Genomic DNA, 23,904 nt, shown 5'->3' with positions numbered 1-23,904 from the left:
AACGCGCGGCAGCGCGCTTTGGGGTTAGGTGGAGGTGGACCGTGGGTGTGTTGATGGAGGTGAAAAACCTCGTCACCCGCTTCTATACCCAAGAAGGCACAATTTACGCCGTCAACGACGTAAGTTATGTGCTGAACGAGGGTGAGACGCTGGGCGTTGTTGGGGAATCGGGCAGCGGCAAGTCCGTGCATGCCCTGTCGATTATGGGGCTGATCCCCAGCCCGCCCGGAAAAGTCACCAACGGTGAGGTGAATTTTCAGGGGCGCGACCTGCTCAAGCTGAGCCGTGACGAGATGCGGCTGGTGCGCGGGGCGGAGATCGCCATGATCTTCCAAGACCCCATGACCTCGCTCAATCCGGTGCTCACGGTTGGCACGCAGATCACCGAAGCCCTTAAGCTTCATCTGGGTATGAACAACACGCAGGCCGACAACCGTGCTGCCGAGCTGATCGATATGGTCGGCATTCCAGACGCACGCCGGCGCCTGAAGAACTATCCGCACCAGTTTTCGGGCGGGATGCGGCAGCGCATCATGATCGCCATGGCGCTGAGCTGCAACCCGAAACTATTGATCGCCGACGAGCCGACGACCGCGCTGGACGTCACCATTCAGGCGCAGATCATCGAACTGGTCAAGCAGCTTCAGAAAGAACTTGGCATGGCGATGATCTGGATCACACACGACCTCGGTGTCGTGGCCGGCCTCGCCGATACGATCAACGTCATGTACGCTGGCCGGATCATCGAACGCGGGCCGATCCGCTCCGTGTTCCAGGATCCGCGCAACGCATATACGCTCGGCTTGCTCCGATCGCTGCCTCGCCTCGATGTCGCTGGCGGGCGTCAACGTTTGGTGCAGATCGAAGGTTCGCCACCAGATATGCGCGTTGAACCTGTCGGCGACGCATTCGCGCCGCGCAACCCGTATCGCAGTGAACGCTGCTGGACGGAAACCCCACCGCTGCGCCAAGCCGCGGGTAGTGTTGAAGGTCATCTTGTCGCGGCCTGGTACGACCTACCGGCGGCTCTCAAGGCTGAAACGGAAGGGAAGCTGTAAATGTCGGCAGTGGCGAGCGCGGTTCAACCGAAGACGGCGGCGGCCGCAGATACGATCCTCAGCGTCCGCAATCTCAACAAGCACTTCCCGATTACGTCGGGTTTGATTATCCAGCGGCAAGTCGGCGCTGTGCGTGCGGTCGACGGCATCAGCTTTGACGTCAAGCGCGGCGAAACACTCGGCCTCGTGGGCGAGTCCGGCTGTGGCAAGAGTACCACCGGCCGTACTATCCTTCAGCTCTACCGCCCGACGTCCGGCTCGGTCGTCTTTGAGGGGCGCGAGCTGACCACGATGAAGGGCGAGGAACTGCGCGCCCTGCGCCGTGAGATGCAGATCATTTTTCAGGACCCGTTTGCGTCGCTCAACCCGCGCATGACGGTTGGCAACATCGTAAGCGAGCCGCTGCGCATTCACAACATCATGCGCGGTCGTGAGCTACGCGAGAACGTCGAGGCGCTGCTCGAGCGCGTGGGCCTCAACCCGTTCTACATCAACCGGTACCCGCATGAGTTTTCCGGCGGTCAGCGTCAGCGCATCGGTATCGCGCGCGCGCTTGCGCTGAACCCGAAGTTCATCGTGTGCGACGAGCCGATTTCGGCGCTCGACGTTTCGATTCAGGCGCAGGTCGTCAACCTGCTCGAGGACTTGCAGCAGGAACTCAACCTGACGTACCTGTTCATCGCCCATGACCTGTCGATGGTGCGGCACATTTGCGACCGCGTGGCCGTGATGTACCTCGGCAAGATCGTCGAGCTGGCTCCCACCGACGAGCTGTATGACAACCCGCTGCATCCGTACACGCAGGCGCTGCTTTCCGCGGTGCCGGTCCCTGACCCGAGCGTGGAAGAGAAGCGCCAGCGCATCCTCATCGCCGGCGACTTGCCCAGCCCGGCCAACCCGCCGGTTGGCTGCAACTTCAACACGCGCTGCCCGGTGAAGATCGAGTATTGCCACCGCGATCCGGACCCCGAGCTTATCGAGGTCACGCCGGGTCACTTTGTGGCCTGCCACCGCGTGCCGGCGGTCTAGGCGCCGCGACACACAACGCAGTCAAAACGCCGCTCGAAATCGGGCGGCGTTTTCTTTTGCTTTTGACCCGCGCGCAGTATGCGCCTAGACCGCAATGACGCCCCGTTCGATCAGGTCCATGACGGCCTCGCGGATCGCTTGAAGCGAGGTGTATCGCGGCTGGTATCCAATCAGCCGCTGCGCTTTGGCGATGCTGCAGTTCGGGCTGTGGGCGATGTGGTCCCATGTGGCCGCGGCATCGTTCTCCGAGACGGTCGTCCGCCACTCGTCCCACGGCAGATAAGAGAGCTGCGCCTTCTGCCCGAACCACCCTGCGACCGCCTCGGCATATCCGCGCAGCGTGAGTGCTGCGGAAGACACGACGTGGAAATTCTCGCCCACCGCGCTGGACCAATTGGCGATCGCCTGCATGAACGCTTGCGCGACGTCGTCGGCGTGGACATGGTGCAGCGTTTCGAGGCCGAGATTGGGCAGGGCAAGGGGCTCGCCCCGGGCCAGCTTGACGAACACGTTCGGGTCGACGTGCCCGGCCGGATTGATCGGAAGCCAGCCCCTGCCGACGATGTGGCCGGGCATCAGAATAGTGGCGGGGAAGCCGGTCCGCCGCGCTTCGTCAAGCAGGTACGACTCGATCTGCCACTTCTGTACACCGTAGTCGCCAAATGGCTGACGCGGACTTTCCTCGACGGTCGGAACCTCCACGCTGTGCCCGTGTGCCCAGACCGTGCCGCAGTGCAGGAAATGCTGAACGTGACCCCGCAGCGCCTCGACGAGGTGTTGGGCACTGCCTCGCGTGAAGCAGATCATGTCGATCACGATATCCGGTTTGAGATCGCGGATCCGCCCGCCGAACGTACCCGCCGCGTCTTCGGCGTCGCGGTCGATCGTGATCTGTTGTACAGAATCCCACGCGGCGTGCGGCTGATACGGCGTACGCTGCCCGCGGCTCAATGCGATTACCTCGTGTCCCGCTTCGACCAAACGAGGGATCATGTATGTTCCAACGTGCCCTGTGGCGCCAATCACGACAACGCGCATTGCTGACATCCTTTTCATCAGGTGCGAAACGTAGCGAGTCTACCGTAAACGGCGACCCAGCACAGTATCCTGCCGGCACCGCATTAGACTGACACCTGCGTTGCCCGTGAAGGCACACTATGCTAGAATTACGGAACACATGTTCTCATTTTCACCAGAAGGCAACGCCTATGTTACGGCTGACACTCGACCACGCGCGGACGGCGCTGCTGCACGCGCAGGGACTCACTGGCCGCCAGCGCAAGGTCAGGAAAGCGGACTTGTTGACCACCATCCGGCGTATGGGCGTCCTGCAGATCGACACGATCAGTGTGGTCAACCGCAGCCCGTATCTGGTGCTGTGGAGCCGGCTCGGGCACTATCCGCTGAACTGGCTGACCGATCTGCTGGCCGAGCGCAAACTGTTCGAGTATTGGGCGCATGCGGCCTGTTTCCTCCCGATCGAGTCCTTCGGGCAGTATCGGCGTTTCATGCTCGAACGGCGTGCGCCGGACAGCCGGGTGAATGCGTGGGTGTCCCGCCGAGAACTGCAAGACACGATCGAGGCTGTGCGCAAGCATGTCCATGAGAATGGCGAAGTGCGCTCGGCGGATTTCGAACGTACCCCCGACGCTCGGGGCGGCTGGTGGAACTGGAAGTCCGAGAAGCTGGCGCTCGAGTGCTTATTCGATTTCGGCGAGCTGATGGTCGCCCGGCGAGAGAACTTCCAACGCATCTATGATCTACAGGAGCGCGTATATCCATGGGATGACGCCAAGACGCCCGACGTCAACTCGATTCATGCCGACTGGGTCGAGCGCACGGTGAGCATGCTCGGCGTCGCGCCAGAGCGCTGGCTGGCCGACTACTTCCGCATCAAGAAGGGAGACGTCAAGCGCGTCCTGCCCGGACTGGTGAAGGCCGGCACGTTGACCAAGGTGCACGTCGGGGATGATCCGCAGGCGTGGTATGCCCACCGTGACGATCTCGATACGTTGCAGCAGATCGCTGACCGCGCGGTGAAGGCCAGTCGAACAACGGTGCTGTCACCGTTCGATCCGGTGGTGTGGGATCGCGAACGCCTGCTCGGGTTGTTCGGCATGGACTACAAGATCGAGGTTTATACACCGGAGCACAAGCGCAAGTTCGGCTACTTCACGCTGCCGATCCTGCACGGGGCGAAAATGGTCGGGCGGCTTGACCCGAAAGCGCATCGCAAGGACGGGGTGCTGGAGATACGACGTCTGCACCTCGAGACGGGTGTGAAGGTGACAAACAAGCTGGTGGCGGGGCTCAACAGCGCGCTGCACGATTTCGCGCAGTGGCACGGCACGCCCGAAGTGCGAATCACCGATACCGACTCGCCGGCCTTCGCGGACGCGCTAAAGTCTTCGGGTCTGGATTAGGCGCCCGACGTGGGCACGTCTGGGGCGTCACTGTCGGGGAAGATGTCTCTGACGGCGAGCGTGAATCCGGGCAGGATGTCGCCGCCGTCGAGTGCGCCGTCAATGCCGACGATCCGTACGGGCTGGTTAGGCGTGTGGACTTCGACTTCTCGCGTCTCGGGATAGACGACCCACACCGTAGTGCCGTCTGCCGCGTACCGTGCCAGTTTCTTCTCAAGCCGGCGCTGCGACTTGATGCTGGTCGGATATTCGACCTCGACGGCGAGATCCGGGGGCACCGGGTTATAGCCTTCCGTCGCAACCTCTTCTTGTTTGTCGCGACGAACAAATGCAACATCTGGTGCGTACCGGTCGCCTGACACGCGATAGCCACCGGCTTCACCGGTCAAGTGCCCTATTGGCTGCCTGAGAAGGTAGACGCCGATCAGGACGCCAACTCGCATGGAGATCTTTGACGCATACGGGTTACTTGGCACTTCGAAGACCTCACCGTCGATGAATTCTAGGATGCGCTCGCTGTTTTCGTCCGCCAATGCAAAGCGGTCGAATTCGTCAGCAGTCATGGATTTTGAGCGTTCAATCGCGGCCATGGGCATGCCTCACCTCAATAACGGTTTCAGTATAACAGAAACGGCCGGGGAGCTGTCCGATCCCCGGCCGTTACTATGCGTGCGTGTCTGCGCGCTACTGCCTGAGGAAGTTGCGCAGGACGGTCTGAAGGATGCCACCGTTCTTGTAGTACTCGACCTCGACCGGCGTATCGACGCGGGCGGTCGCGGTGAAGCGCTTCTCGCTGCCGTCGGCGCCGGTGGCGACGACGGTGAGCTTCTGCTTGGGCTGAATGTTGTCGTCCAACCCCTCAATGCGGAAGTGCTCATTACCGGCGATGCCGAGCGACTGCCAGCTTTGCCCGTCCTCGAACACCAGCGGCAGCACGCCCATCATCACCAGATTCGACCGGTGGATCCGCTCGAAACTCTGCGCGATGACCGCCTTGACGCCGAGCAAGAACGTGCCCTTGGCGGCCCAGTCGCGGCTGGAACCCATGCCGTAGTCCTTGCCGGCCAGGATCACCAGCGGAGTGCCGTCGGCTTGATACTTCATCGCGGCGTCATAGATACTCATCAGCTCACCGGTCGGCAGGTAATGCGTTACGCCACCCTCTGTGCCCGGCGCAAGGAGGTTACGCAGGCGGATATTGGCAAACGTGCCGCGCGTCATGATGCGATCGTTGCCGCGCCGCGCGCCGTAGCTGTTGAAGTCCTTGCGCTCGACGCCCTTGCCGAGCAGGTACGCACCCGCCGGGCTGTCCTTGGCGATGCTGCCCGCCGGGCTGATGTGATCGGTCGTTACGCTGTCGCCAAACAGGGCCAACGCGCGTGCACCGGTGATGGGCGCGACGCCCGGCGCTTCGGCCGGCATGTCGACGAAGAACGGCGGCTCTTGCACGTACGTGCTGGCGTCGTCCCAACTGTAGACAGGCTCGCTCTTCGAGGGAATAGCGTTCCAATCCGGGTTCCCATCGTAGACGTTGCCGTACTGCTCACGATACATCTCGGCGGTGATCGACGAGCCGACGACGTCCAGAATCTCGCGCTGGCTCGGCCAGATGTCACGCAGGAAGACCGGCGCGCCATCCTTGCCGGTGCCGATCGGGTCAGTATCGAAGTTGATGTCCACCGTTCCGGCTAGCGCATAGGCGACGACCAGCGGCGGAGACGCGAGGAAGTTGGCCTTCACGTCAGGGCTGATGCGGCCCGCGAAATTGCGGTTGCCACTCAGCACTGCGGCGGCGACAAGATCAGACTCGTTCACCGCGGCGCTGACCTCGGCCGGCAGCGGGCCGCTGTTGCCGATGCAGGTCGTACAGCCGTAACCGACCGTCTGGAAGCCGAGCTGATCGAGATAGTCAGACAAGCCGGCCTTATCGAGATACTCGGTCACGACCTTCGAGCCGGGGGCAAGGCTGGTTTTGACGTACGGCTGACGGGTCAGGCCTTTTTCGACGGCGTTCTTGGCGAGCAAGCCTGCAGCCACCATCACCGACGGGTTGCTGGTGTTGGTGCAGCTCGTGATTGCCGCGATGACGACCGCACCGTGCGTGATCTCGTGCTTAGCGCCGTTCTGAACAACGCCGACGCGCTCAAGCTGACTCTCACTGAGGGCGTAGCCGCGCTCGTTGACCGGCGCTTCGAGCGCCTGCTTGAACGTCGCCTTGACCTCGCGCAGCAGAATGCGATCCTGCGGGCGCTGCGGGCCGGCCATGCTCGGCTCGACCGAGCTGAGGTCCAGCTCGACGACGTCGGTGAAAATCGGATCGACCGTGGCATCTGTACGGAACAGTCCCTGTTCCTTGCTGTACGCTTCGACTACGGCGACGAGCGCGTCGTCGCGGCCAGTGCGGCGCAGGTAGTTGAGCGTTTCGTCATCAACCGGGAAGAAGCCCATCGTCGCGCCGTATTCGGGCGCCATATTGGCGATGGTAGCGCGGTCGGGCAGGCTGAGTTTGCTCAGGCCGGCGCCGAAGAACTCGACGAACTTGTCGACCACGCCCTTCTTGCGCAGCATCTGCGTGACGACCAGAACGAGATCGGTGGCCGTTGCGCCTTCGCGCAGTTGGCCGGTCAGCTTGAAGCCGATCACCTCGGGCATCAGCATGTAGATGGGTTGGCCGAGCATCGCCGCTTCTGCTTCGATGCCGCCGACGCCCCAGCCCAGCACGCCGAGACCATTGATCATCGTCGTGTGGCTGTCGGTGCCGACCAGCGAGTCGGGATAGAGCGACCCGTCCGGGCCGGTCTGCACGACCTTGGCGAGGTATTCGAGGTTGACCTGATGCACGATGCCGGTGGCCGGCGGGACGACTTTGAAGTTCTGGAAGGCCTTCTGGCCCCAGTGCAGGAACTCGTAGCGTTCGCGATTGCGTTCGAACTCGAAGCTGGCGTTGATCTTGAGCGCCGCATCCGAGCCAAAGGCGTCGACCTGCACGGAGTGGTCGATCACGAGGTCGACGGGGATGTTCGGATTGATCTTGGCCGGGTCGCCGCCCATTCGCACCATCGCGGAGCGCAGCGCGGCAAGGTCGACCACACACGGCACGCCGGTGAAGTCCTGCAGGACGACACGCGCCGGCTTGAACGGGATTTCCGGCTTGTCCGCGCCGGTCGGGTCCCACGCAGCAATGTTGCGCACGTCCTGTTCGCTGACCTCGAAGTTGTCGAGGTGGCGCAGGGCGTTCTCGAGGAGGATCTTGATGCTGAACGGGAGACGGTCGACGTGACCTATCCCCTGTTCCTTCAGCTTCGAGAGCCGGAAGACAGTGTAGTCCCGGGGACCGACGCGGAGCGTGCCGCGAGCGCCGAACGCATCGACAAAGTTCGCCATAGGGAAGCCCTCATGTGTGTAGACGAGAGTGCCCCCATTCTAGCCGAAAACATGCGGCATTGTTAGCACCCGGTCAGTCCAATCATCTGTCTACAGGGTGAATGCGATCGGACGTCTTCGAATGCGCACTGGACGATCTTCTGCCAGACAGGTGCCGCAGCATTCTACGCTTTGTGCTACACTTTGCGCAGCAGGTATCCCGGGGCGCGGATCGAGAGGCGCCCACCGAGGAGGACATGAACCCACTCATAGAGCTAGGCGCGGTGGTCGCGGCGGCCCCGGTTGGCCCGACGGATGGCGCGCCTGCAGGAACCGTCGGCGGCATGCTGTTCTTCATCACGCTGGCGCTGAGTATCTCATTCCTGTGTTCGATGTTGGAAGCCATTCTCCTGTCCTCATCGGCCTCGGCAATCGAGGTCGCCGCTTCGGAAGGCAAGCGGTACGGCCTCCTGATGCGCAAGCACAAGCAGAATCTCGAACTCACGATCAGCGCAATTCTGACCGCAAACACGGTCGCACATACCGTGGGTGCGGCGGGCGCAGGAGCCGAGGCGGTCGGCGTCTTCGGCAACGAGTACTTCGGCCTCATTTCGGCTGTGCTGACCCTCTTGATTCTCGTCGCCTCCGAAATTCTGCCGAAGACCATTGGCGCGAACTACTCCAAACAGCTCATGCCGTTTGCGGCCTATACGCTGCGCGCCATGGTTTTCGTCATGTATCCGATTCTGGTCGTGATGCAGTGGATCGCGCGGCTCGTCGGCGGCGAGTCCGCGCAGCCGACCATCACGCGTGCAGAGCTGGCTGTGCTTGCCGACGTAAGCCGCACTGGCGGCGGTCTCGCAGAAAGCGAAAATCGCGTGCTCAAGAACCTGCTGAAGCTGAGCGAACTGCAGGTCTATGACATCATGACGCCGCGAACCGTAATGTTCGCGCTGCCGGGGAAGATGACCGTCGCCGAGGTCAGCGCGCGCCACAAGGTGCTGCCGTACAGCCGCATCCCGATCTACGTGCGCGACTACGACGACATCGAAGGATACGTGCTGCGCTCCGATATCTTAGGGCGGGTTGCCGAAGATGCCGACAATGTGAAGCTGCACGCGCTGCGCCGGCCGATCAACAGCGTGCCGGAAACGCTGCGCGTCGATCGCGTGTTGGAGAAGTTCATCACCGATGGTGACCACATGTTTCTGGTGTTTGACGAGTACGGCGGCACAGCCGGCTTGATCACGTTGGAAGACGCGCTGGAAACCCTGTTGGGTGCGGAGATCATGGACGAGACCGACATCAGCCGCGACATGCGCGCCCTCGCGCAGGAACGATCGCTCGCCAAGCTGCGGGCCATGGGCATTGAGCCAAGCAGCTTGAATCCGAACTCAGAGGCACCCGATGGCACGGAATCAGCATCAACCACAGGATGACATTCGCCTGAGCGACGACGAGATTCGCGCGATGGCACAGGACTTACGCCGGCAGGTCACCCCGGAAGAGCCGGGAATCGTCGGGACGGTCGGAAGTGCGGTGGTCGGCGGTGTTGAGGGAATCATCAAGCAGATCGTCGTGCTGCTGCGCCTTCCGCTCATCATTGCGGCGTTGGTCGTCGGCTTTCTGGTGTTCAATGGACGTGAAGGCGTCTCGTTCTTCGTGGCCGCTGCTGCCGGCGTGATCGCCGCGGTGATCATGGCCGCGGTGATCGGCTTCGTGCTGCGCTTCCTCAGCATGCGCCAGTTCCGCCGGGACATTCGCTGACCCATGACCCGACCTAGCCGCCGCCGAATCCGCTGGCGGCGTATTGCTGCCGCCGCGAGCGTGGCGCTGATCATTGCTGTGGTGGGCGTGTGGGCGTGGCTGACCCACGATCTTCCGCCGATCGAACGTCTGCAGACCGGGCTGGCGCTGCCGTCCACGCGTATCTTCGACCGCAACGGGCAGTTGCTGTACGAGATTCTGCCTCCCGAGCAGGGCCGCAATACGCCGATTGCCTACGACGACATCCCGGACCACTGCGTCAACGCCATCGTCGCTACCGAGGACGCCAACTTCTGGTCGCATCCCGGCGTCGATCCAGCCGGAATCCTCCGCGCGCTGTGGATCAACCTGCGCGGCGGCGATGTCGTCGCCGGCGGCAGCACGATCACACAGCAGGTCGCGCGCCTGACGATGCTCAACCCCGGCAGGCTGCCGGAGCGCACGCTCAAGCGCAAGCTGCAGGAGATGCTGCTGGCGGTTCAATTGGAGACGGCTTACAGCAAGGAAGACGTGCTCGCGCTGTACGCCAATCAGGCCTATTTTGGCAGCCTTGCGTACGGCTTGGAAGCGGCGGCTCGCGCCTACTTCGCCAAGCCCGCCGGCGAGCTGTCATTGGCGGAGTGTGCGCTGGTGGCAGGACTGCTGCAAGGGCCGGCCATCTATGACCCGCTGCAGTACCCCGAAGCCGCGAAAGAACGCCAGTTGGTCGTTCTACGGCTGATGGTAGAACACGGCGCAATCGACACCGATCAGGCCGAACGCGCCGGACAGGACGCCCTCCAGTACGCCGCCGTGCCGTTCCCGATCGAAGCGCCGCATGCCGTCATGCGGGTGTGGGCCGAACTGGCGCAGCGGTTTCCCGAGCAGCTTTATCGGGACGGGCTGGACGTGACGACGACGATAGACCTCGATTGGCAGCGCGAAGCCGAGCGTATTGCGCGCGAACGACTCGCCCAACTGAACAGGGCGGACAATCCGGCCCGCCCGCCGGCCAATGTCGACGGTGCCGCGCTGGTGGCGCTCGATCCGCGGACCGGCGAAGTGCGCGTGATGCTGGGCAGTCCGGACTACTTCGACGACACGCGAGACGGTGCAGTCAACGCCGCGACTGCCCTCCGACAGCCCGGCAGCGCGCTCAAACCGTTCACCTACGCCGCTGCGTTCGATCCGGGCCGCAGTGATCCGTGGACGGCGGCGTCGATGGTGCTGGATGTCGAGACGGCGTTCTACACCCGAAAGAACGAATTGTACGTACCGGCGAATTTCGGATTTGTCGAGCACGGGCCGGTGTCGATCCGCGAGGCGCTGGCGTCGTCGTACAACATTCCCGCCGTTGCGGTGCTGGACGACATCGGCACGTCCGGCATGATCGAGCTGGCGGCGCGCGCGGGACTGACCGCGCTGGCCGAGAATCCAGACCTCGATCTGGCCGTGACGCTAGGTGGCGGAGAGGTGCGTCTGCTCGATCTGACCGCCGCTTACGGCGTCTTCGCCAACGGGGGGTACGCGGTCGAGCCGGTGTTGATCACGTCGGTGGTTCAGCGCGGCGGTCCGACGTTATACGAGTGGACGCCGCCCGAAGCCCCCGAACCCGTGCTGGATTCGCGTGTCGCGTGGCTGATCACGGACATTCTTGCCGATCCAACTGCGCGCGAGCCGGGCTTTGGGCCAAACAGCCCGTTGAACATTGGACGCCCTGCCGCCGCCAAGACCGGCACGACGACCGACTTTCGCGACAACTGGGTGGTCGGCTACACGCCGTCGCTGGTGGTCGGCGTGTGGGTCGGCAACCCGGATAACCGGCCGATGCGCGAGGCGACCGGTCTGACCGGCGCCGGCCCGATCTGGCACAGCTTCATCCGGTCGGTGCTGCTTGGCACGCCGGAGGAACAATTCGACCCGCCGCCACCGGGGATGAGCCGCGTGGCCGTATGTGTCGTGTCTGGGATGCTGCCCACCGACAACTGTCCGGGCACGCGCCTCGAGTGGTTCATCGACGGCACCGAGCCGAGCGATCCCGATACGTTGTGGGTGACCTTGCCGACCGACCCGCGCACCGGCGAGATTGCGACGGGTTCGACTGCGGAGGCTAACCGCGTTCGGGCACACTACATGGTGCTGCCTGAGCGGGCGACCGCGTGGGCACGCGAGGCCGGTGTCGCGGCCCTGACACCGGAAATGTTGGAGCGGGTGCGCAGCGTGACGACGATGCCGGACTCTTCGGTTCCGGTCGTGTTTGCGCCCCATGACGGCGCGGTCTATCAACTCAGCCGAAGCATTCCTGTAGCGACTCAGCGCCTGTCGCTGGAGGCATCGGTGCCGGTCGGAACGCGTCAGGTCGACTTTGTGCTCAATGGCGAGGTCGTCGGCTCGGCGGACTCGGCGCCGTGGCGCGTGTTCTGGACGCTCGCTCCCGGAGACTACGATCTGAGTGCTGTGGCCATTGACGGGGCAGGTCGGCAGGTGGAAAGCGCACCCGTGACGTTCACCGTCCTGATCCCGCCTTGAGCGGCTATAAGGGAGACGGCTAGATGGCTTCAGGCGGCCGAGACGCGGGCTGGCGGAATGCGGCAACAAGAAGCAGTCCACAGCCGAGAAAGAGCACTACCCAGCCAAAATCCGCCTGCCCCCCCCCCCCCCCCCCCCCCACCGTCAAGCCGGCGACGCACCAACCCCCGCCGCCAAGAGTGAAATCCGCGACGACCAGTACTATCGCACCGTCGCCTTGTCCGTTCAGGTAGTAATTGATGGAGCCGCCAAAACCAATCCGTATTATTGGCAGGAACACGCCTAAGGCTAGGCTTCCACATCCCGCCAACCCCAAAAGCTGTCGATTACTCATCCGTCACCACACCTTCTATAGCAAAGACACTGATATTCTAAATCACGTTCAAGTAGAGGTAGCAATAAGAACCGGGTCTTGTAGGCTACGCATGAATGTCTAAAGCGAAGTATCTTCAATCTTTGTCACCAAGAATGGCCTCTTTGCGAATGCGCGCCGTCGGTTATCCAGCGGGTCAGGCGCCCACCGGTGACGTTCACCGTCCTGAGCCTGCCTTGAGCGGAGAACTCGCGGGGACGTTGACATAGAACACATTTTCGAGTAAACGTTTGTGTAACGTTTGTCTGTCGGAAGAGGCAGGTATGAACGACGTCATCGGACGTGTTTTGCGGGCCAGCACCCGCGGCTTCAACGCCGGCACGCACAGCACGCGGATCGGTGATCGGCACGACTTTGGTGCGTTCGTGCGTGTGCCGGTCGCTAACGATGCAAATCAGTGGGTGATCGGGCTAATCAGCGCCGTCGAGATCAAAGACGATATGATGATCAGCGAGCTGGTTATGGCGGAATGGGTCAACCCGAACGTGCTGCGCGACCAGCGCGAGAATCGCATGATACCAGTCGAGGTATCCGTCCTGAACATCGGGTATCATAACGGCCAGCAGTATATTCACAGCCTACCGCCGCGGCCGCCGATGAGCCTCAGCGAAGTCGTGCTGTGCAGCCCGGACGAGATCTGCGCGTTCACCGAACGCTTTGATTTCTTCCGCCTTGTGCTGCAAGCCGCCGACGTGCCGAGCGAGGATCTACTTGCAACGGCGCTCCGGTTCGCGCTCGATTGTCGCACGCCGGAAGAGCGCGATGCCTTCCGGATCGCTGCCGGGCGGCACTTGGCGAAGCTGCTGACGACCGACCTGCGCCGGCTTGGCAACGTGCTGGCATTGCTCAGCAACTAGCCGCAGAAAGGGTACGCGTACTCCATGACCGACAGCTTCGAGGATTTCCTCAAGCGCGATGTGGCGCGCTTTCCGGACGCCGCGGACGAACAACGGTTGGGCGTCGTCGTCGGCGGATCGCTGAGCCGCGGGCTGGTCGTGCGCGTCGATGGCGACCGGTCGATCGAGGATTTGGCGGTTGGTCGCTACGTGGTCGTGCACGGCGAACGTGCGCGCTTCTTCTGCATCATCACGGACGTGGCGCTGCAAAACGCCAACCCGGCCATTCAGAACGATCCGCCCGACATGGCCGACCCGTTCCTCCGGCAGGTCTACATCGGGACGGCGGCATACGGCACGGTCAACGTCGCTCCGATGTTAATGATCGACGAGAACAACGAGGCGCGCCCGGTCAAGACAATTCCGGGCCACTTCATGCGCGTGCACAACGCCACCGATACCGACGTCAACCATGTGTTCGGCGCAGACGACGACAAGCACTTTAATATCGGCGCGCCGCTCGAATTGGAACATACGCAGATCAACATCGAACTGAAGCGTCTGGTCGAACGCTCGATCGGCGTGTTCGGCAAGAGCGGTACTGGCAAAACCTACCTGACGCGCGTGATCCTCGCCGGCATGATGGCCCGGCGCAAGTCTGTCAATGCGGTCAACCTCGTGTTCGATATGCACACCGAGTACGGCTGGGCCGGAACGGCCGAGCACGGCGCCGCCGCCAAGGGCCTGCGCCAGTTGTTCCCCAGCCACGTCGTGATCGTGACGCTGGACGAAGAGTCGTCGCGGCGTCGCGGCGCGGGCAACAATCAGGTTGTGCGTATCCCATACGACGACATCGAGCCTGAGGACTTCGTGCTGCTGAAAGGGTCGATGAATCTGACCGACGCCATGCTTGACGCCACTAACACGCTGAGCAAGCTGTGGGGCAGGGGATGGATCAAGCGGCTGATCGACGCCGACCGCGACGACTTGGCCGAGGTCACCGAGCAGTCGCCGGTGGCGGAAGGCACGCTGTTGGGCCTCAAACGACGTGTCGAGCGTTTCGAGCGTTGGGACTTCCTGACCGATCAGCCGGTGCCGGACAGCGTCAAGGAGATCATTAACCTGCTGGCCGAACAGCGCAAGTCGGTGATCCTCGAGTTCGGGCGCTACGGAAATTCGGTCGATGCCTATATCCTCGTCGCCAACTACATCACACGGCGCATCCACGAGCACTACGTGGAAAAGGTCGAGCGCGCGCTGGGCGATCCGTCACTTGAGCCGCCGCATCTGGTGATCACCATCGAGGAGGCGCACAAGTTCCTCGACCCCGGCATTTCTGACCAGACGATTTTCGGAATCATCGCGCGCGAACTGCGCAAATACAAAGTGACGCTGCTGGTGGTCGATCAGCGTCCGAGCGGCATCGACGAAGAGGTGATGAGCCAGATCGGCACGCGCGTGACGGCCCTGCTCGACAACGAGCGCGACATTTCGGCCGTGCTGAACGGGGTGTCCGGTGCGGCCAACATCCGTGAGGTATTGGCACGTCTCGACACCAAGCAGCAGGCGATAATCATGGGCCATGCGGTGCCGATGCCAGTTGTCATCAAGGCGCGCACCTACGATCAGGACTTTTATGCCGCGGTCAGCGAAGACATGGACGACAAGTCGCTGAACGAAAGCCGGATGCGTTTGGGCCGCGGTTCGCAGCGCAGGCTGTAATTCGGAGAGAACGATGGCGGTTGAACCGCTGGATCAGATCGAGACATTGGGCGGCGTTCAGATCGAACACCACCGGGTCAATGTCAATGACGTCGCCCTGCACGTCATCACCGCGGGTCCAGATGATGGCGAGCCGGTGGTTCTGCTGCACGGCTTTCCGGAGTTTTGGTACGGATGGCGCAAACAGATTCCGGCGTTGGCGACGGCTGGCTACCGCGTCATCGTGCCTGATCAACGCGGGTTCAACCTCAGCGATAAGCCGGCGGGCATCACCAACTACGCGATGAGCGCCGCGACATCCGATGTCACGGGAATCCTCGATCACTTCGGCCACGCTCAGACCAACGTTGTCGGTCATGACTTTGGCGCTGCCGTCGCATGGTCGCTCGGGCTGGTGCAGCCAGATCGTGTCCACAGGCTGGCGATCCTGAACGTGCCACATCCAATCGTATTCGTCCGGACGCTTCGGTCCAGTGTGAAGCAGATGGTGCGCAGCTGGTACATGTTCTTCTTCCAGCTTCCGCGTCTTCCGGAAGCACTGTTAAGCGCCCGCTCGTTCAGCGCGATGGAGACGCAGCTTCACGGGTCGGCGCGCCCCGGCACGTTTACCGAACAGGACATGGCACAGTACCGCAGGGCATGGGGACAACCCGGTGCGCTGACGTCGATGATCAACTGGTATCGCGCAACGATCAGGTCGGGTGTTCCTGCGCTCGACAGTGTGCGCCTAACGATGCCAGTGCTAGTCATTTGGGGCGCCATGGATCGCTTCTTGGTCGCTGAAATGGCGCGGCAGAGCGTCGAGCTCTGTGACGATGGTCGCCTAGTCTTGATTGACGACGCGACCCACTGGGTACAGCACGAAGAACCAGAGCGGGTTAACTCGCTGCTACTGGAATTTCTTGCCAAGGAGTAGAACGTGCCAATGCTGCCGCCGCTCGACCTGTCCGACTACAACCTCACCGACGACCTTTCGATTGCCGAGACGATGCCCGCGCGGTGGTACACCGATCCGGCATTCCTCGATCACGAGAAAGAGAAGATCTTCTGGACGACGTGGCAGCCAGTAGGACGCACCGAGATGGTCGCGCGACCCGGAGATTACTTCGCGTGTGACGTGGCCGGCGAACCGCTGGTCGTCACGCGGACGGTCGACGGCGAACTGCGCGCGTTCTACAACGTGTGCCGGCATCGCGGCGCGGCCGTCGCCAACGGCAAAGGCAACCGCAAGACGCTGCAGTGCATGTATCACGGCTGGACGTATGATCTTGAAGGCCGTCTGCTGCGCACGCCGGAGTTCGAAGGCGTCAAGAACTGGGACAGCGACTCGGTATGTCTGCCGCCGGTAAACGTCGAAGCGTGGGGACCGTTTGTGTTTGTCAACCTCGACCCCGCAGCCAAACCGATGGCCGAGACGAGCTATGGGCCGATCGCTGCGGAGATTGCCCGCAAGGGCTTCAACATCGGCAACATGCGCATGTTCGAGCGCCGCGACTACTTCATCGACTGCAACTGGAAGGTCTACGTCGACAACTACCTCGAAGGCTACCACGTGCCGACGGCGCACCCCGGCCTGTACCGCGAGCTTGATTACGAGCAGTACCGCGTCGACACGTTCGAGGAGTATTCGTCGCAGTACGCGCCGATTCGGCCCGCCAAAGACGGCCAGATTCAGGGCCGCGACCGGCGCTACATCCGCACTGACGATGAAGCCGAGGCGCTCTACTACTGGATCTTCCCCAACGTGATGCTCAACGTGTATCCCGACAACATGAGCATCAACATTATTCTGCCCATCGGCCACGAAAAGACGCTCACGATCTTCGAGTGGTACTTCGAAGAACCGGGCACCGGCGCGGGTTGGGAGTCGATGCAGCAGACGATCCAGTTCAGCGACGAAATCCAGCAGGAAGACATCGCCATTTGCGAGATTGTCCAGCGCGGCTTGACGTCACGCTCCTACGACAAGGGCCGCTTCAGCGTCAAGCGCGAGAACGGCGTCCACCACTTCCAGACGCTGATGCACAAGTACCTTTCACGCAGCTAGACATCGAGATTGTCTCGGGGCGCTGCCCCGAACTCGCCAAGGGCATGCGCCCGCTGGACTCTTGTACTCGCAAAAGCGGTCGCGCGCGACCGCTTTTGCAGATACGAGGTCAAGGGGTGCAAATCCCTTGGAAACCCCTTACGGCGAGACGCCGAAGGCGTTGAGCAGTTCGACGACGGCGGCGTTGTAGGCTTTGGTTGTTTCGGTTTCGACGACGATGCCATTCGAGCGCACGAATGGCGCGAGCGCCTCGTCGGTGATGTCAGCCGGTGTGAAGCCGTTGTGAAACACCGGGATGACGGTCAGGCCGTGCTGAAGCGCCCAGTGAATCTCCTCGCGGACGTGCGGCGAGTCGAGCGTCTGCGGCCCGAGTAAACTGACGAACACCTTGCGTGCGCGGACTTCGCGTTCGAGGCGCGCGTGCCAGTCTTCACCCGGTGACAGGTCCTTCATGTCGAGGAAGGCGTCAAGGCCGCCAAGCTTGAGGCGGGCCAACACGAGCAGCGCAAACGCGCTTGACTCGCGCCGGCTGTACGAAATGAAGATCGCGGCCGGTACGGGGTCGTGCAGCAGGTCGAAGGCGCGGCTCGTCAGCGTGTAGTAGGCGTGGAAGCGGTCGCTCTCGTTGAGTTCCGTATAGCCGAGGGCGTGGAGGAGATGCGCGCGGGGTGCGCCTTCACCCCATGTGGAGCGGATGTAATCCGCCATCGACGTGTCGGGGCGGTTCAGGTTCCACACGTCGTGCGTCTTTTCCGGCGTGATCATGAACGATGTCGCCCAGCGCTGGTTGAGCGCCCCCCACGCGAGATCACGTGCGAGCCTGCGTACCCGCTGCATCGGATCGTCCGGGATGGGCAGGTCAAGCGGGGTCAGCGGGCTGTCGCTCATGTCGGGGTTCCCCATTCACGCTGGACGAGCTTCTGGACGAATTCAGCGAGGTCGTGTGCGATCAGGTCGGGTGCGGCGAACAGCGGATCGTAGGCAGCGCCCGGGCGGGCAATGAACGCCGTGCGCAAGCTGGCTCGCTTGGCCCCGGCGATGTCCCATGCATGCGCGGCGACCATCCACAACTGGCGCGGTGGCGTGCGCATGATCTTGGCGGCGTGGTGATAGGCCTGTTTCGCCGGTTTGAGGTGTTTGGCGTCGTCGGCGCTAATGACGACGTCGAACACGTCGATCAGCCCGGCGGATGTGAGCTGTGCGGTTACTGCGGCACGCGTGCCGTTGGAGAACGCCGCCACCTGATAGCCGGCGCGGCGGAGTGCAATCAGCGCGTCTCGGACATCCGGGTAGGCGGGCAGCGAAGTCATCGCGGTCACGATCTGGTCGGCCGCGGATTCGGGCACGTCAACGCCGAGGCGCTGACCGGCCATCGTCACGGCGGCGCGCGCGATCACGCCGAATGGCGCGTATGAATTCAGCGCATTTTGAAGCAGGGCCGATTGGATGACCTGATTGAACCATGTCACCCGTGCGGCGGCGTCCCCGAACACGCGCTTGAACAGCGGGTCGAGCGCCCGCAGGTCGAGCAGGGTTTCGTTGACGTCGAACGCCGCCGCGCGCATACACTCCTATCCGCTGTCGCCTCGTTCGGGTGGCGTGATACCGGCCTTGCGCAGTTCGGAGTCGATCACCAGCGCAAAGGTGTTGAACGGCTGCGCACCAGTGATGGGGCGGCCGTTGATGTAGAACGCGGGCGTGCCCGTTATCCCGAGGCCCTGCCCGTCGATGTAGTCGAGCGTGACTTCCTCGCTCATTGCGCGGTCGTCGAGGCATGCTGCGAACAGCTCGGTATCGAGGCCAAGTTCGTCGGCGAAACTGATGAAGGCATCGCGCGAGCGCGCGCCGGCGTTCTGGAAGATCAGGTCGTGGAAGCCCCAGAAGTTGTCTTGGGCGTGGGCGCAATTGCCCGCAACTGCCGCGTCGACGCTGATTTGCCCGCCGATGATCGGCATGTCTCGATAGACGAACCGGATGTAGTCGCCGTAGGTTTCGCGCAGGCGTGGCAGCGTCTCGGCGGCGAAACGACCACAGAAGCTGCAGTAGAAGTCGCTGAACTCGACAATCGTCACTACCGCGTCGTCCGGCCCGAACGACGGATCGTTGTCGGCGAGATCGGCGTTGGCAGTCCCGCCGGATGCGCTCATGTTGGCGACTTCTTCGGCCACGATGGCCCGAATGCTGCGCTCGAGCTGTGCGGTGTCGACACCCCGCCCAAACACGATGCCCCCGCCGATGAAGCCAATCACGAGGAATACCAGACCGACGATGATCGTCTGTGACATCACCGGGTTCGAAGTTGTGGCTTGCGGACTTTCCTTCGCGGTGGGTTCAGCATTGAAGTGGAGTGGGGCAGAAGGAGTGATTTGTTCGTCGGTCACGAGCACGTCCCTACATCGAATTTGCGTAATATAGACGCGGCGAACCGCTCGGTTCGCACGCCCATACCGCAATTATCGCAAAAAAGTGAGGTACTTCACAAACGTTAAGTTGCGTGATTTGTCAGAGCATGCTAACGTTTAGCCATCGTTGGGTGAGTACAAAGGGGGTGATCGACATTATGTTAGGCTGTCGGGAGGGCTTGCGCCTCTAGAACCACCTGGTTTCGCCGCGAGGCGTAACCCACCCATCGTGCGGAAACGCACGACCACTCAGCCCCGGCCTCGGTCGGGGCTGTCCTTTTCCCCAGCCGGGCACGCACGTGTTGCTCGAACACAGGATGAACAATCCGCGCCTCCGGCGGGAGCGCCCGACTCAACTGGTATAATCCCGTCAGGTCCAACCCAATCCGACAGGAACGAATAGTGTTTATCACCGACGGGCTAAACGACGCGCAGCGCGCCGCCGTAACGGCAGGTACGGGGCCAGTGCTGGTGCTCGCCGGGCCGGGCAGCGGCAAGACCCGCGTGCTGACGCATCGCGTGGCGTACCTCATCAACGAAATGCGCGTGCCTCCGCCGGCGATGATGGCCGTCACCTTCACTAACAAGGCCGCGCAGGAGATGCGCGGGCGCGTCGAGGCGCTGATCGGGGCGCGGCTGGGCGGCCTGCAAATCGGCACATTTCACAGCATCTGTGCGCGCACCCTGCGCCGCGAGAGCGAACACACACCGTACAGCGCCAACTACACGATCTTCGACACCGACGATCAGACCACGGCCGTGACACAGGCGCTCGCCGAACTCAATATCGACCCTAAGAAGTTCGTGCCACGGCAGGTTCTGGCGCGAATCTCCGGCGCCAAGAACGAGATGGTGATGCCGGGAGACTATCCGGCCAGCGACTACACCGGTGAGATAATCCGCCGCGTCTACGAGCGGTATCAGGCGATCCTGCTCGACAACGACGCGATGGACTTCGACGATCTGCTGCTTCAGACCGTGATTCTACTGCGCGACAACCACACTGTGCGCGAAAAGTATCAACGATTCATCGACTTCGTGCTGGTGGACGAGTTTCAAGACACCAACAGCGCGCAGTATGCGCTGGTGCGAATGCTCGCGCGCCCGCAGGACAACGTGTTTGTCGTCGGCGACGAGGATCAGGGCATTTACGCCTTCCGCGGCGCGGACTATCGAAACGTGAACCAGTTCCGGCGCGACTATCCAGACGCGAAGGTGGTTCTGCTTGAGCAGAACTACCGGTCGACTCAAAGCGTGCTGGATGCCGCTCGCGGCGTGATCGATCGCAACCCGAACCGTACCCGCAAGGCGCTGTTCACCGACAAGGGGACGGGCGAGCCGATCGAGCTGTTCGAAGCCTACAACGACGAGTTCGAAGCGCGCTGGGTAGTCGACAAGATCGATGAGCTGATCCGTGACAGCCACCGGCCCAGCGGGCAGCGGGAAAGCGGCGAACCTTACAACTACGGCGACTTCGCCGTCATGTATCGCACCAATGCCTTCTCGCGAGTGCTCGAGCAGGCGTTCCTTCAGGGCAGCATCCCATTTCGGTTGGTCGGCGGGGTGTCGTTCTGGAAGCGCAAGGAGATCAAGGATCTCATGGCGTATCTGCGGATGATCTATCACCCGCAGGACAAGCTGAGCTTCGCGCGGATCGTAAACGTCCCCAAGCGCGGCATCGGCGATAAGTCGCTGCGCGATTTCTTCACATGGGCCGGCAAGATGGGGCTTGGCGTGCTAGAAGCGCTCGAACAGGCGGCCACCGGAGAGGCACCGGGCCTTAGCGGGCGTGTCGGCCGGCTGTTTGCTGAATTCGGCACGATGGTGAACAAGTGGCGACTGATCGCCGCGACCGGCGACTACGTTGGCCTTCTCGACGCGATCATCGGCGACACCGGCTACCGCTTCTACCTTCCAGAGATCAGCAAGGATCAGGACGACCAGCTCGAACGCGAGGAAAATATCGACCAACTCCGGCAGGTGTTGGCGATGGCGGTTCAAAACGGCCGCGACATCACCAGCGTGTTCGAGGAGGAGTCGCTTTCAAGCGACATCGACGACCTGCAGGAAGGCAAGCAAGCCGTCACGCTGCTCACGCTGCACGCCGCAAAGGGGCTGGAGTTTCCAGTCGTGTTTATCGTGGGCTGCGAGGAAGGCGTGCTGCCGCATGCGCGTTCGCTGGATACGGCGGAGCAGTTGGCCGAGGAACGCCGGCTGTTCTACGTCGGGATCACGCGCACCGAGGAGCGCTTGCTGCTCAGCTACGCGTTCCGGCGCGCATTCGGTACATCGCTCAACGTACCGAGCCGCTTCCTGTCCGACATCCCTTCCGAGGTCATCCGTGGCCTGTCCACCCGCGTCATGTCGCGCTCGTACGAGGACTCGTACAGCAGTGCGACGCGCTGGGATCGGACGCCGCGCCTCAACGACTCCCGGTCGACCGGGCGTCAAATCTCCGCGGGGACGAACACGCCGCTCAACCAGTGGCTGCAAGATCAGAAACCGGCACCGAAATCGGACGATGGCCGGTTCGGAAACAGCATCCGCAGCAAGATCGTGCCGTTCCCCGGGGGCGCGGCACGATTCCCCACCGGGTCACGCGTGTACCACGCGAGGTTCGGCGCAGGTACGGTGGTGGAGTCCAGCGGCACGGGCGAAAGCGAAAAGGCGACGGTGCAGTTCGACAACGCTCAAGTGGGCACCAAGGCGCTGGTCGCCGAGTACTTGAAGCCGATCGAGTAGATTCGTCGTGCAAGGCCCCTACCGGCAATGAAAACGCCCCGGCTTGTGACCGGGGCGTTCTTGTTTCGGTTGGCTGAGACCTGCGCTAGCTCGCGCCCATCACCACGCCCAGCGTGGCGCATGCCGGGCAGCTTCCACCCGGACGGATGATCGCGTAGCCTGCCTGCGGGTCGTTGGCATCGTACTGCTGCGAATTGATGTTCCAAACGATCATCATACGCACGTAGCCAAGCTGTGCCGAGAGTGCGGCAGCTTCCGCAAGCCACGCGGCCTGCTCGGCCACGGTGTTGTCCGCGCCCCATGCAAAGTTCGGCGCGATCGGACCATAGCCTTCCGGCGTCACGTAACCCAGTTCCGAGAAGCAGATCGGACGGTTGGGGAAGTATGCGCGTGCACGCCCGATGTTGCTGCCGAAGTAGCGGGTCGGGAAGTTGTCGCGCGGGTCGCCGGTGGTGGCGCTTGGCGACACGACACCTTCGTTATAGTGCAGGCCGACGCAGTCGATGTAGTTCGCAGCGCCTGCGTTCGCCATCTGCTGGAAGAAGACATCGTCGTTGCAGACGTGGTACGTGTCGGTCTGAGTGCACCCGGCGCTGCCGGCGAACCCGGTTGGCGACGGCGCAGCGGTCATGACGATGACGTTGGCGTTGGCGCTCTTGATGGCGTTGAAGGACGCCGCAAGCAGCTTGGTGTACTCGGCGCCGTTGACGCGGCCAAGCGGCCATTCACGGTCGATGTTCGGCTCGTTCCAGACCTGAATCGCGTCCGGCCCGAGCGCGGCGACCTCGCCCATGTACGCGGCGAATGCGTTGATGTAGCCGTCGTAGTCGCCCATTTCTTCGACCACGCCGACAATGCTCAGCAGCACCTTGAAGCCGTTGGCCTTAGCTTCAGCGATTGCGCCGGCGGCCGAGCCTGTTCCCGAGCCGAGCGTCCAGCGGATCTGCTTCTTGGCCCACGTCATGCCGGCCTGCTTCATCGCCGCGACAGCGCCGCCGTCCAAGACGAAGTAGTGGCCGCCAAGCTCGAAGTCGCCCACTGCGCCAGCACCTGCAACCGGAGCGGCAAGGTCAGGGTTGGTGACCGCGCTCGGGTCAGTGACCGGAGATAGATCTTCACGGTCGCAGATCACGACCGCCTTCAGATCGAAGCTGACGCGCACGCGCCACGTGCGGCCGTTGAGTGCCGTGATGTCGTACACCCAGCCGAAGTACACCGGGCGATAGTCGAACTCTGCGACTTCAGAGTCGCATGTGTCGATGCTGACGGTCCATTCGGTCTGTTCGAACGTCCATGCACGGACGTACGTCAGGTCGGTGTTGAACTCCGCTTCCAGTGCGTCGCGCGCAGCGTCAAGGCCGCGGCGTACCGGATCGGCGACCGGGGCAGGGGTCGCCGTGGGGTCTTGTGCAAAAGTGGGCACGACCATGAGCGGAAGGAGAACGGCGAGCACAAGGGCGCTCCCGATCAAACCGCGAATCGTGCGACGGTCAATTCGATGTGTGAAAACCTGCATTGCGATAAATCCTCGCATACTGCCGACGACACTGCCGTGCCGCCTCACTGCGGTTAAACGGCAATCTGACCGCATAGCGTACATGATCGTGCGGATTTTGCCAGCGTGCGTCTTGTTT

The 23,904-nt window shown here is 62.5% G+C and carries 18 protein-coding genes; 11 read left to right on the top strand and 7 right to left on the bottom strand.

What is annotated here, in order from left to right; genetic code table 11:
• The first annotated feature begins 53 nt into the window (after positions 1–53).
• Both IPM16_09110 and IPM16_09105 read left to right on the top strand, forming a co-directional pair.
• Positions 54–1,058 (top strand): ABC transporter ATP-binding protein, encoded by a 1,005-nt coding sequence (locus tag IPM16_09110; protein MBK9123266.1) that lies wholly within the window; start codon positions 54–56, stop codon positions 1,056–1,058.
• On the top strand, positions 1,059–2,087 hold the full coding sequence (locus IPM16_09105; protein MBK9123265.1) for a dipeptide ABC transporter ATP-binding protein: 1,029 nt from the start codon (positions 1,059–1,061) through the stop codon (positions 2,085–2,087).
• Positions 2,088–2,171: 84 nt separating this feature from the next.
• Here IPM16_09105 and IPM16_09100 read toward each other — a convergent pair whose 3' ends face one another.
• Entirely contained in the window at positions 2,172–3,125 is a 954-nt protein-coding gene (locus tag IPM16_09100; protein ID MBK9123264.1) for an NAD(P)-dependent oxidoreductase, read from the bottom strand.
• Positions 3,126–3,295: 170 nt separating this feature from the next.
• Between IPM16_09100 and IPM16_09095 the strand changes: the two genes are divergently transcribed.
• Positions 3,296–4,510 carry a YcaQ family DNA glycosylase gene (locus IPM16_09095; protein MBK9123263.1) on the top strand — a complete coding sequence of 405 codons (1,215 nt, stop codon included), beginning with the start codon at positions 3,296–3,298 and terminating at the stop codon, positions 4,508–4,510.
• Here IPM16_09095 and IPM16_09090 read toward each other — a convergent pair.
• Positions 4,507–5,073: a Uma2 family endonuclease gene (locus tag IPM16_09090; GenBank protein MBK9123262.1), complete on the bottom strand. Its 567-nt coding sequence runs from the start codon at positions 5,071–5,073 to the stop codon at positions 4,507–4,509. The genes IPM16_09095 and IPM16_09090 overlap by 4 nt on opposite strands.
• 121 nt (positions 5,074–5,194) lie before the next feature.
• The gene (gene acnA, locus IPM16_09085; protein ID MBK9123261.1) at positions 5,195–7,894 is read right to left on the bottom strand and encodes an aconitate hydratase AcnA; all 2,700 of its coding nucleotides are present in this window, start codon (positions 7,892–7,894) and stop codon (positions 5,195–5,197) included.
• A gap of 236 nt (positions 7,895–8,130) precedes the next feature.
• Between acnA and IPM16_09080 the strand changes: the two genes are divergently transcribed.
• From IPM16_09080 to IPM16_09050, 7 genes are all read left to right on the top strand, one after another.
• Positions 8,131–9,312 carry a DUF21 domain-containing protein gene (locus tag IPM16_09080; GenBank protein ID MBK9123260.1) on the top strand — a complete coding sequence of 394 codons (1,182 nt, stop codon included), beginning with the start codon at positions 8,131–8,133 and terminating at the stop codon, positions 9,310–9,312.
• Positions 9,281–9,640 carry a hypothetical protein gene (locus tag IPM16_09075; GenBank protein MBK9123259.1) on the top strand — a complete coding sequence of 120 codons (360 nt, stop codon included), beginning with the start codon at positions 9,281–9,283 and terminating at the stop codon, positions 9,638–9,640. Before IPM16_09080 ends, IPM16_09075 begins: the two co-directional genes overlap by 32 nt.
• A gap of 3 nt (positions 9,641–9,643) precedes the next feature.
• The gene (locus IPM16_09070; GenBank protein ID MBK9123258.1) at positions 9,644–12,148 is read left to right on the top strand and encodes a transglycosylase domain-containing protein; all 2,505 of its coding nucleotides are present in this window, start codon (positions 9,644–9,646) and stop codon (positions 12,146–12,148) included.
• Between the two features lie 636 nt (positions 12,149–12,784).
• Complete coding sequence (locus IPM16_09065; GenBank protein MBK9123257.1) at positions 12,785–13,378, top strand: hypothetical protein; 594 nt, start codon at positions 12,785–12,787, stop codon at positions 13,376–13,378.
• Between the two features lie 24 nt (positions 13,379–13,402).
• Positions 13,403–15,079, top strand: a complete 1,677-nt coding sequence (locus IPM16_09060) for an ATP-binding protein (GenBank protein ID MBK9123256.1) — start codon at positions 13,403–13,405, stop codon at positions 15,077–15,079.
• A gap of 13 nt (positions 15,080–15,092) precedes the next feature.
• Entirely contained in the window at positions 15,093–15,995 is a 903-nt protein-coding gene (locus tag IPM16_09055; GenBank protein MBK9123255.1) for an alpha/beta hydrolase, read from the top strand.
• A 9-nt stretch (positions 15,996–16,004) separates the two neighbouring features.
• Positions 16,005–17,126, top strand: a complete 1,122-nt coding sequence (locus IPM16_09050) for a Rieske 2Fe-2S domain-containing protein (GenBank protein MBK9123254.1) — start codon at positions 16,005–16,007, stop codon at positions 17,124–17,126.
• A 138-nt stretch (positions 17,127–17,264) separates the two neighbouring features.
• Here IPM16_09050 and IPM16_09045 read toward each other — a convergent pair whose 3' ends face one another.
• From IPM16_09045 to IPM16_09035, 3 genes are read right to left on the bottom strand one after another with little or no spacing between them, the layout of a single operon-like run.
• The gene (locus IPM16_09045) at positions 17,265–18,014 is read right to left on the bottom strand and encodes a toll/interleukin-1 receptor domain-containing protein (protein ID MBK9123253.1); all 750 of its coding nucleotides are present in this window, start codon (positions 18,012–18,014) and stop codon (positions 17,265–17,267) included.
• Positions 18,011–18,691: a haloacid dehalogenase type II gene (locus tag IPM16_09040; GenBank protein MBK9123252.1), complete on the bottom strand. Its 681-nt coding sequence runs from the start codon at positions 18,689–18,691 to the stop codon at positions 18,011–18,013. The genes IPM16_09045 and IPM16_09040 overlap by 4 nt, the downstream gene beginning before the upstream one ends.
• Before the next feature lie 6 nt (positions 18,692–18,697).
• Complete coding sequence (locus IPM16_09035; protein ID MBK9123251.1) at positions 18,698–19,507, bottom strand: DsbA family protein; 810 nt, start codon at positions 19,505–19,507, stop codon at positions 18,698–18,700.
• 423 nt (positions 19,508–19,930) lie between these two features.
• On the opposite strand from IPM16_09035, the gene IPM16_09030 reads away from it, so the two are divergent.
• A complete protein-coding gene (locus IPM16_09030) occupies positions 19,931–22,270 on the top strand; it encodes a UvrD-helicase domain-containing protein (protein ID MBK9123250.1) in 2,340 nt (779 codons plus the stop codon).
• Positions 22,271–22,355: 85 nt separating this feature from the next.
• On the opposite strand, the gene IPM16_09025 is transcribed toward IPM16_09030, so the two are convergent.
• The gene (locus tag IPM16_09025) at positions 22,356–23,723 is read right to left on the bottom strand and encodes a hypothetical protein (protein MBK9123249.1); all 1,368 of its coding nucleotides are present in this window, start codon (positions 23,721–23,723) and stop codon (positions 22,356–22,358) included.
• Between the last annotated feature and the right edge of the window lie 181 nt (positions 23,724–23,904).

It is taken from the genome of Candidatus Flexicrinis affinis (genome assembly GCA_016716525.1).
In the GTDB taxonomy this organism is placed as follows: Bacteria; Chloroflexota; Anaerolineae; order Aggregatilineales; family Phototrophicaceae; genus Flexicrinis; species Flexicrinis affinis.
The sequence above is the reverse complement of the archived record's forward strand: the minus strand, read 5'-3'. Positions and strand labels throughout refer to the sequence as shown.

Excerpts from the sequence above, each read along its gene's own strand:
- IPM16_09110 (MBK9123266.1), top strand. The coding sequence starts at position 54 with ATGGAGGTGAAAAACCTCGTCACCCGCTTCTATACCCAAGAAGGCACA.
- IPM16_09105 (MBK9123265.1), top strand. The coding sequence starts at position 1,059 with ATGTCGGCAGTGGCGAGCGCGGTTCAACCGAAGACGGCGGCGGCCGCA.
- IPM16_09100 (MBK9123264.1), bottom strand. The coding sequence starts at position 3,125 with ATGCGCGTTGTCGTGATTGGCGCCACAGGGCACGTTGGAACATACATG.
- IPM16_09095 (MBK9123263.1), top strand. The coding sequence starts at position 3,296 with ATGTTACGGCTGACACTCGACCACGCGCGGACGGCGCTGCTGCACGCG.
- IPM16_09090 (MBK9123262.1), bottom strand. The coding sequence starts at position 5,073 with ATGACTGCTGACGAATTCGACCGCTTTGCATTGGCGGACGAAAACAGC.
- acnA (MBK9123261.1), bottom strand. The coding sequence starts at position 7,894 with ATGGCGAACTTTGTCGATGCGTTCGGCGCTCGCGGCACGCTCCGCGTC.
- IPM16_09080 (MBK9123260.1), top strand. The coding sequence starts at position 8,131 with ATGAACCCACTCATAGAGCTAGGCGCGGTGGTCGCGGCGGCCCCGGTT.
- IPM16_09075 (MBK9123259.1), top strand. The coding sequence starts at position 9,281 with ATGGCACGGAATCAGCATCAACCACAGGATGACATTCGCCTGAGCGAC.
- IPM16_09070 (MBK9123258.1), top strand. The coding sequence starts at position 9,644 with ATGACCCGACCTAGCCGCCGCCGAATCCGCTGGCGGCGTATTGCTGCC.
- IPM16_09065 (MBK9123257.1), top strand. The coding sequence starts at position 12,785 with ATGAACGACGTCATCGGACGTGTTTTGCGGGCCAGCACCCGCGGCTTC.
- IPM16_09060 (MBK9123256.1), top strand. The coding sequence starts at position 13,403 with ATGACCGACAGCTTCGAGGATTTCCTCAAGCGCGATGTGGCGCGCTTT.
- IPM16_09055 (MBK9123255.1), top strand. The coding sequence starts at position 15,093 with ATGGCGGTTGAACCGCTGGATCAGATCGAGACATTGGGCGGCGTTCAG.
- IPM16_09050 (MBK9123254.1), top strand. The coding sequence starts at position 16,005 with ATGCTGCCGCCGCTCGACCTGTCCGACTACAACCTCACCGACGACCTT.
- IPM16_09045 (MBK9123253.1), bottom strand. The coding sequence starts at position 18,014 with ATGAGCGACAGCCCGCTGACCCCGCTTGACCTGCCCATCCCGGACGAT.
- IPM16_09040 (MBK9123252.1), bottom strand. The coding sequence starts at position 18,691 with ATGCGCGCGGCGGCGTTCGACGTCAACGAAACCCTGCTCGACCTGCGG.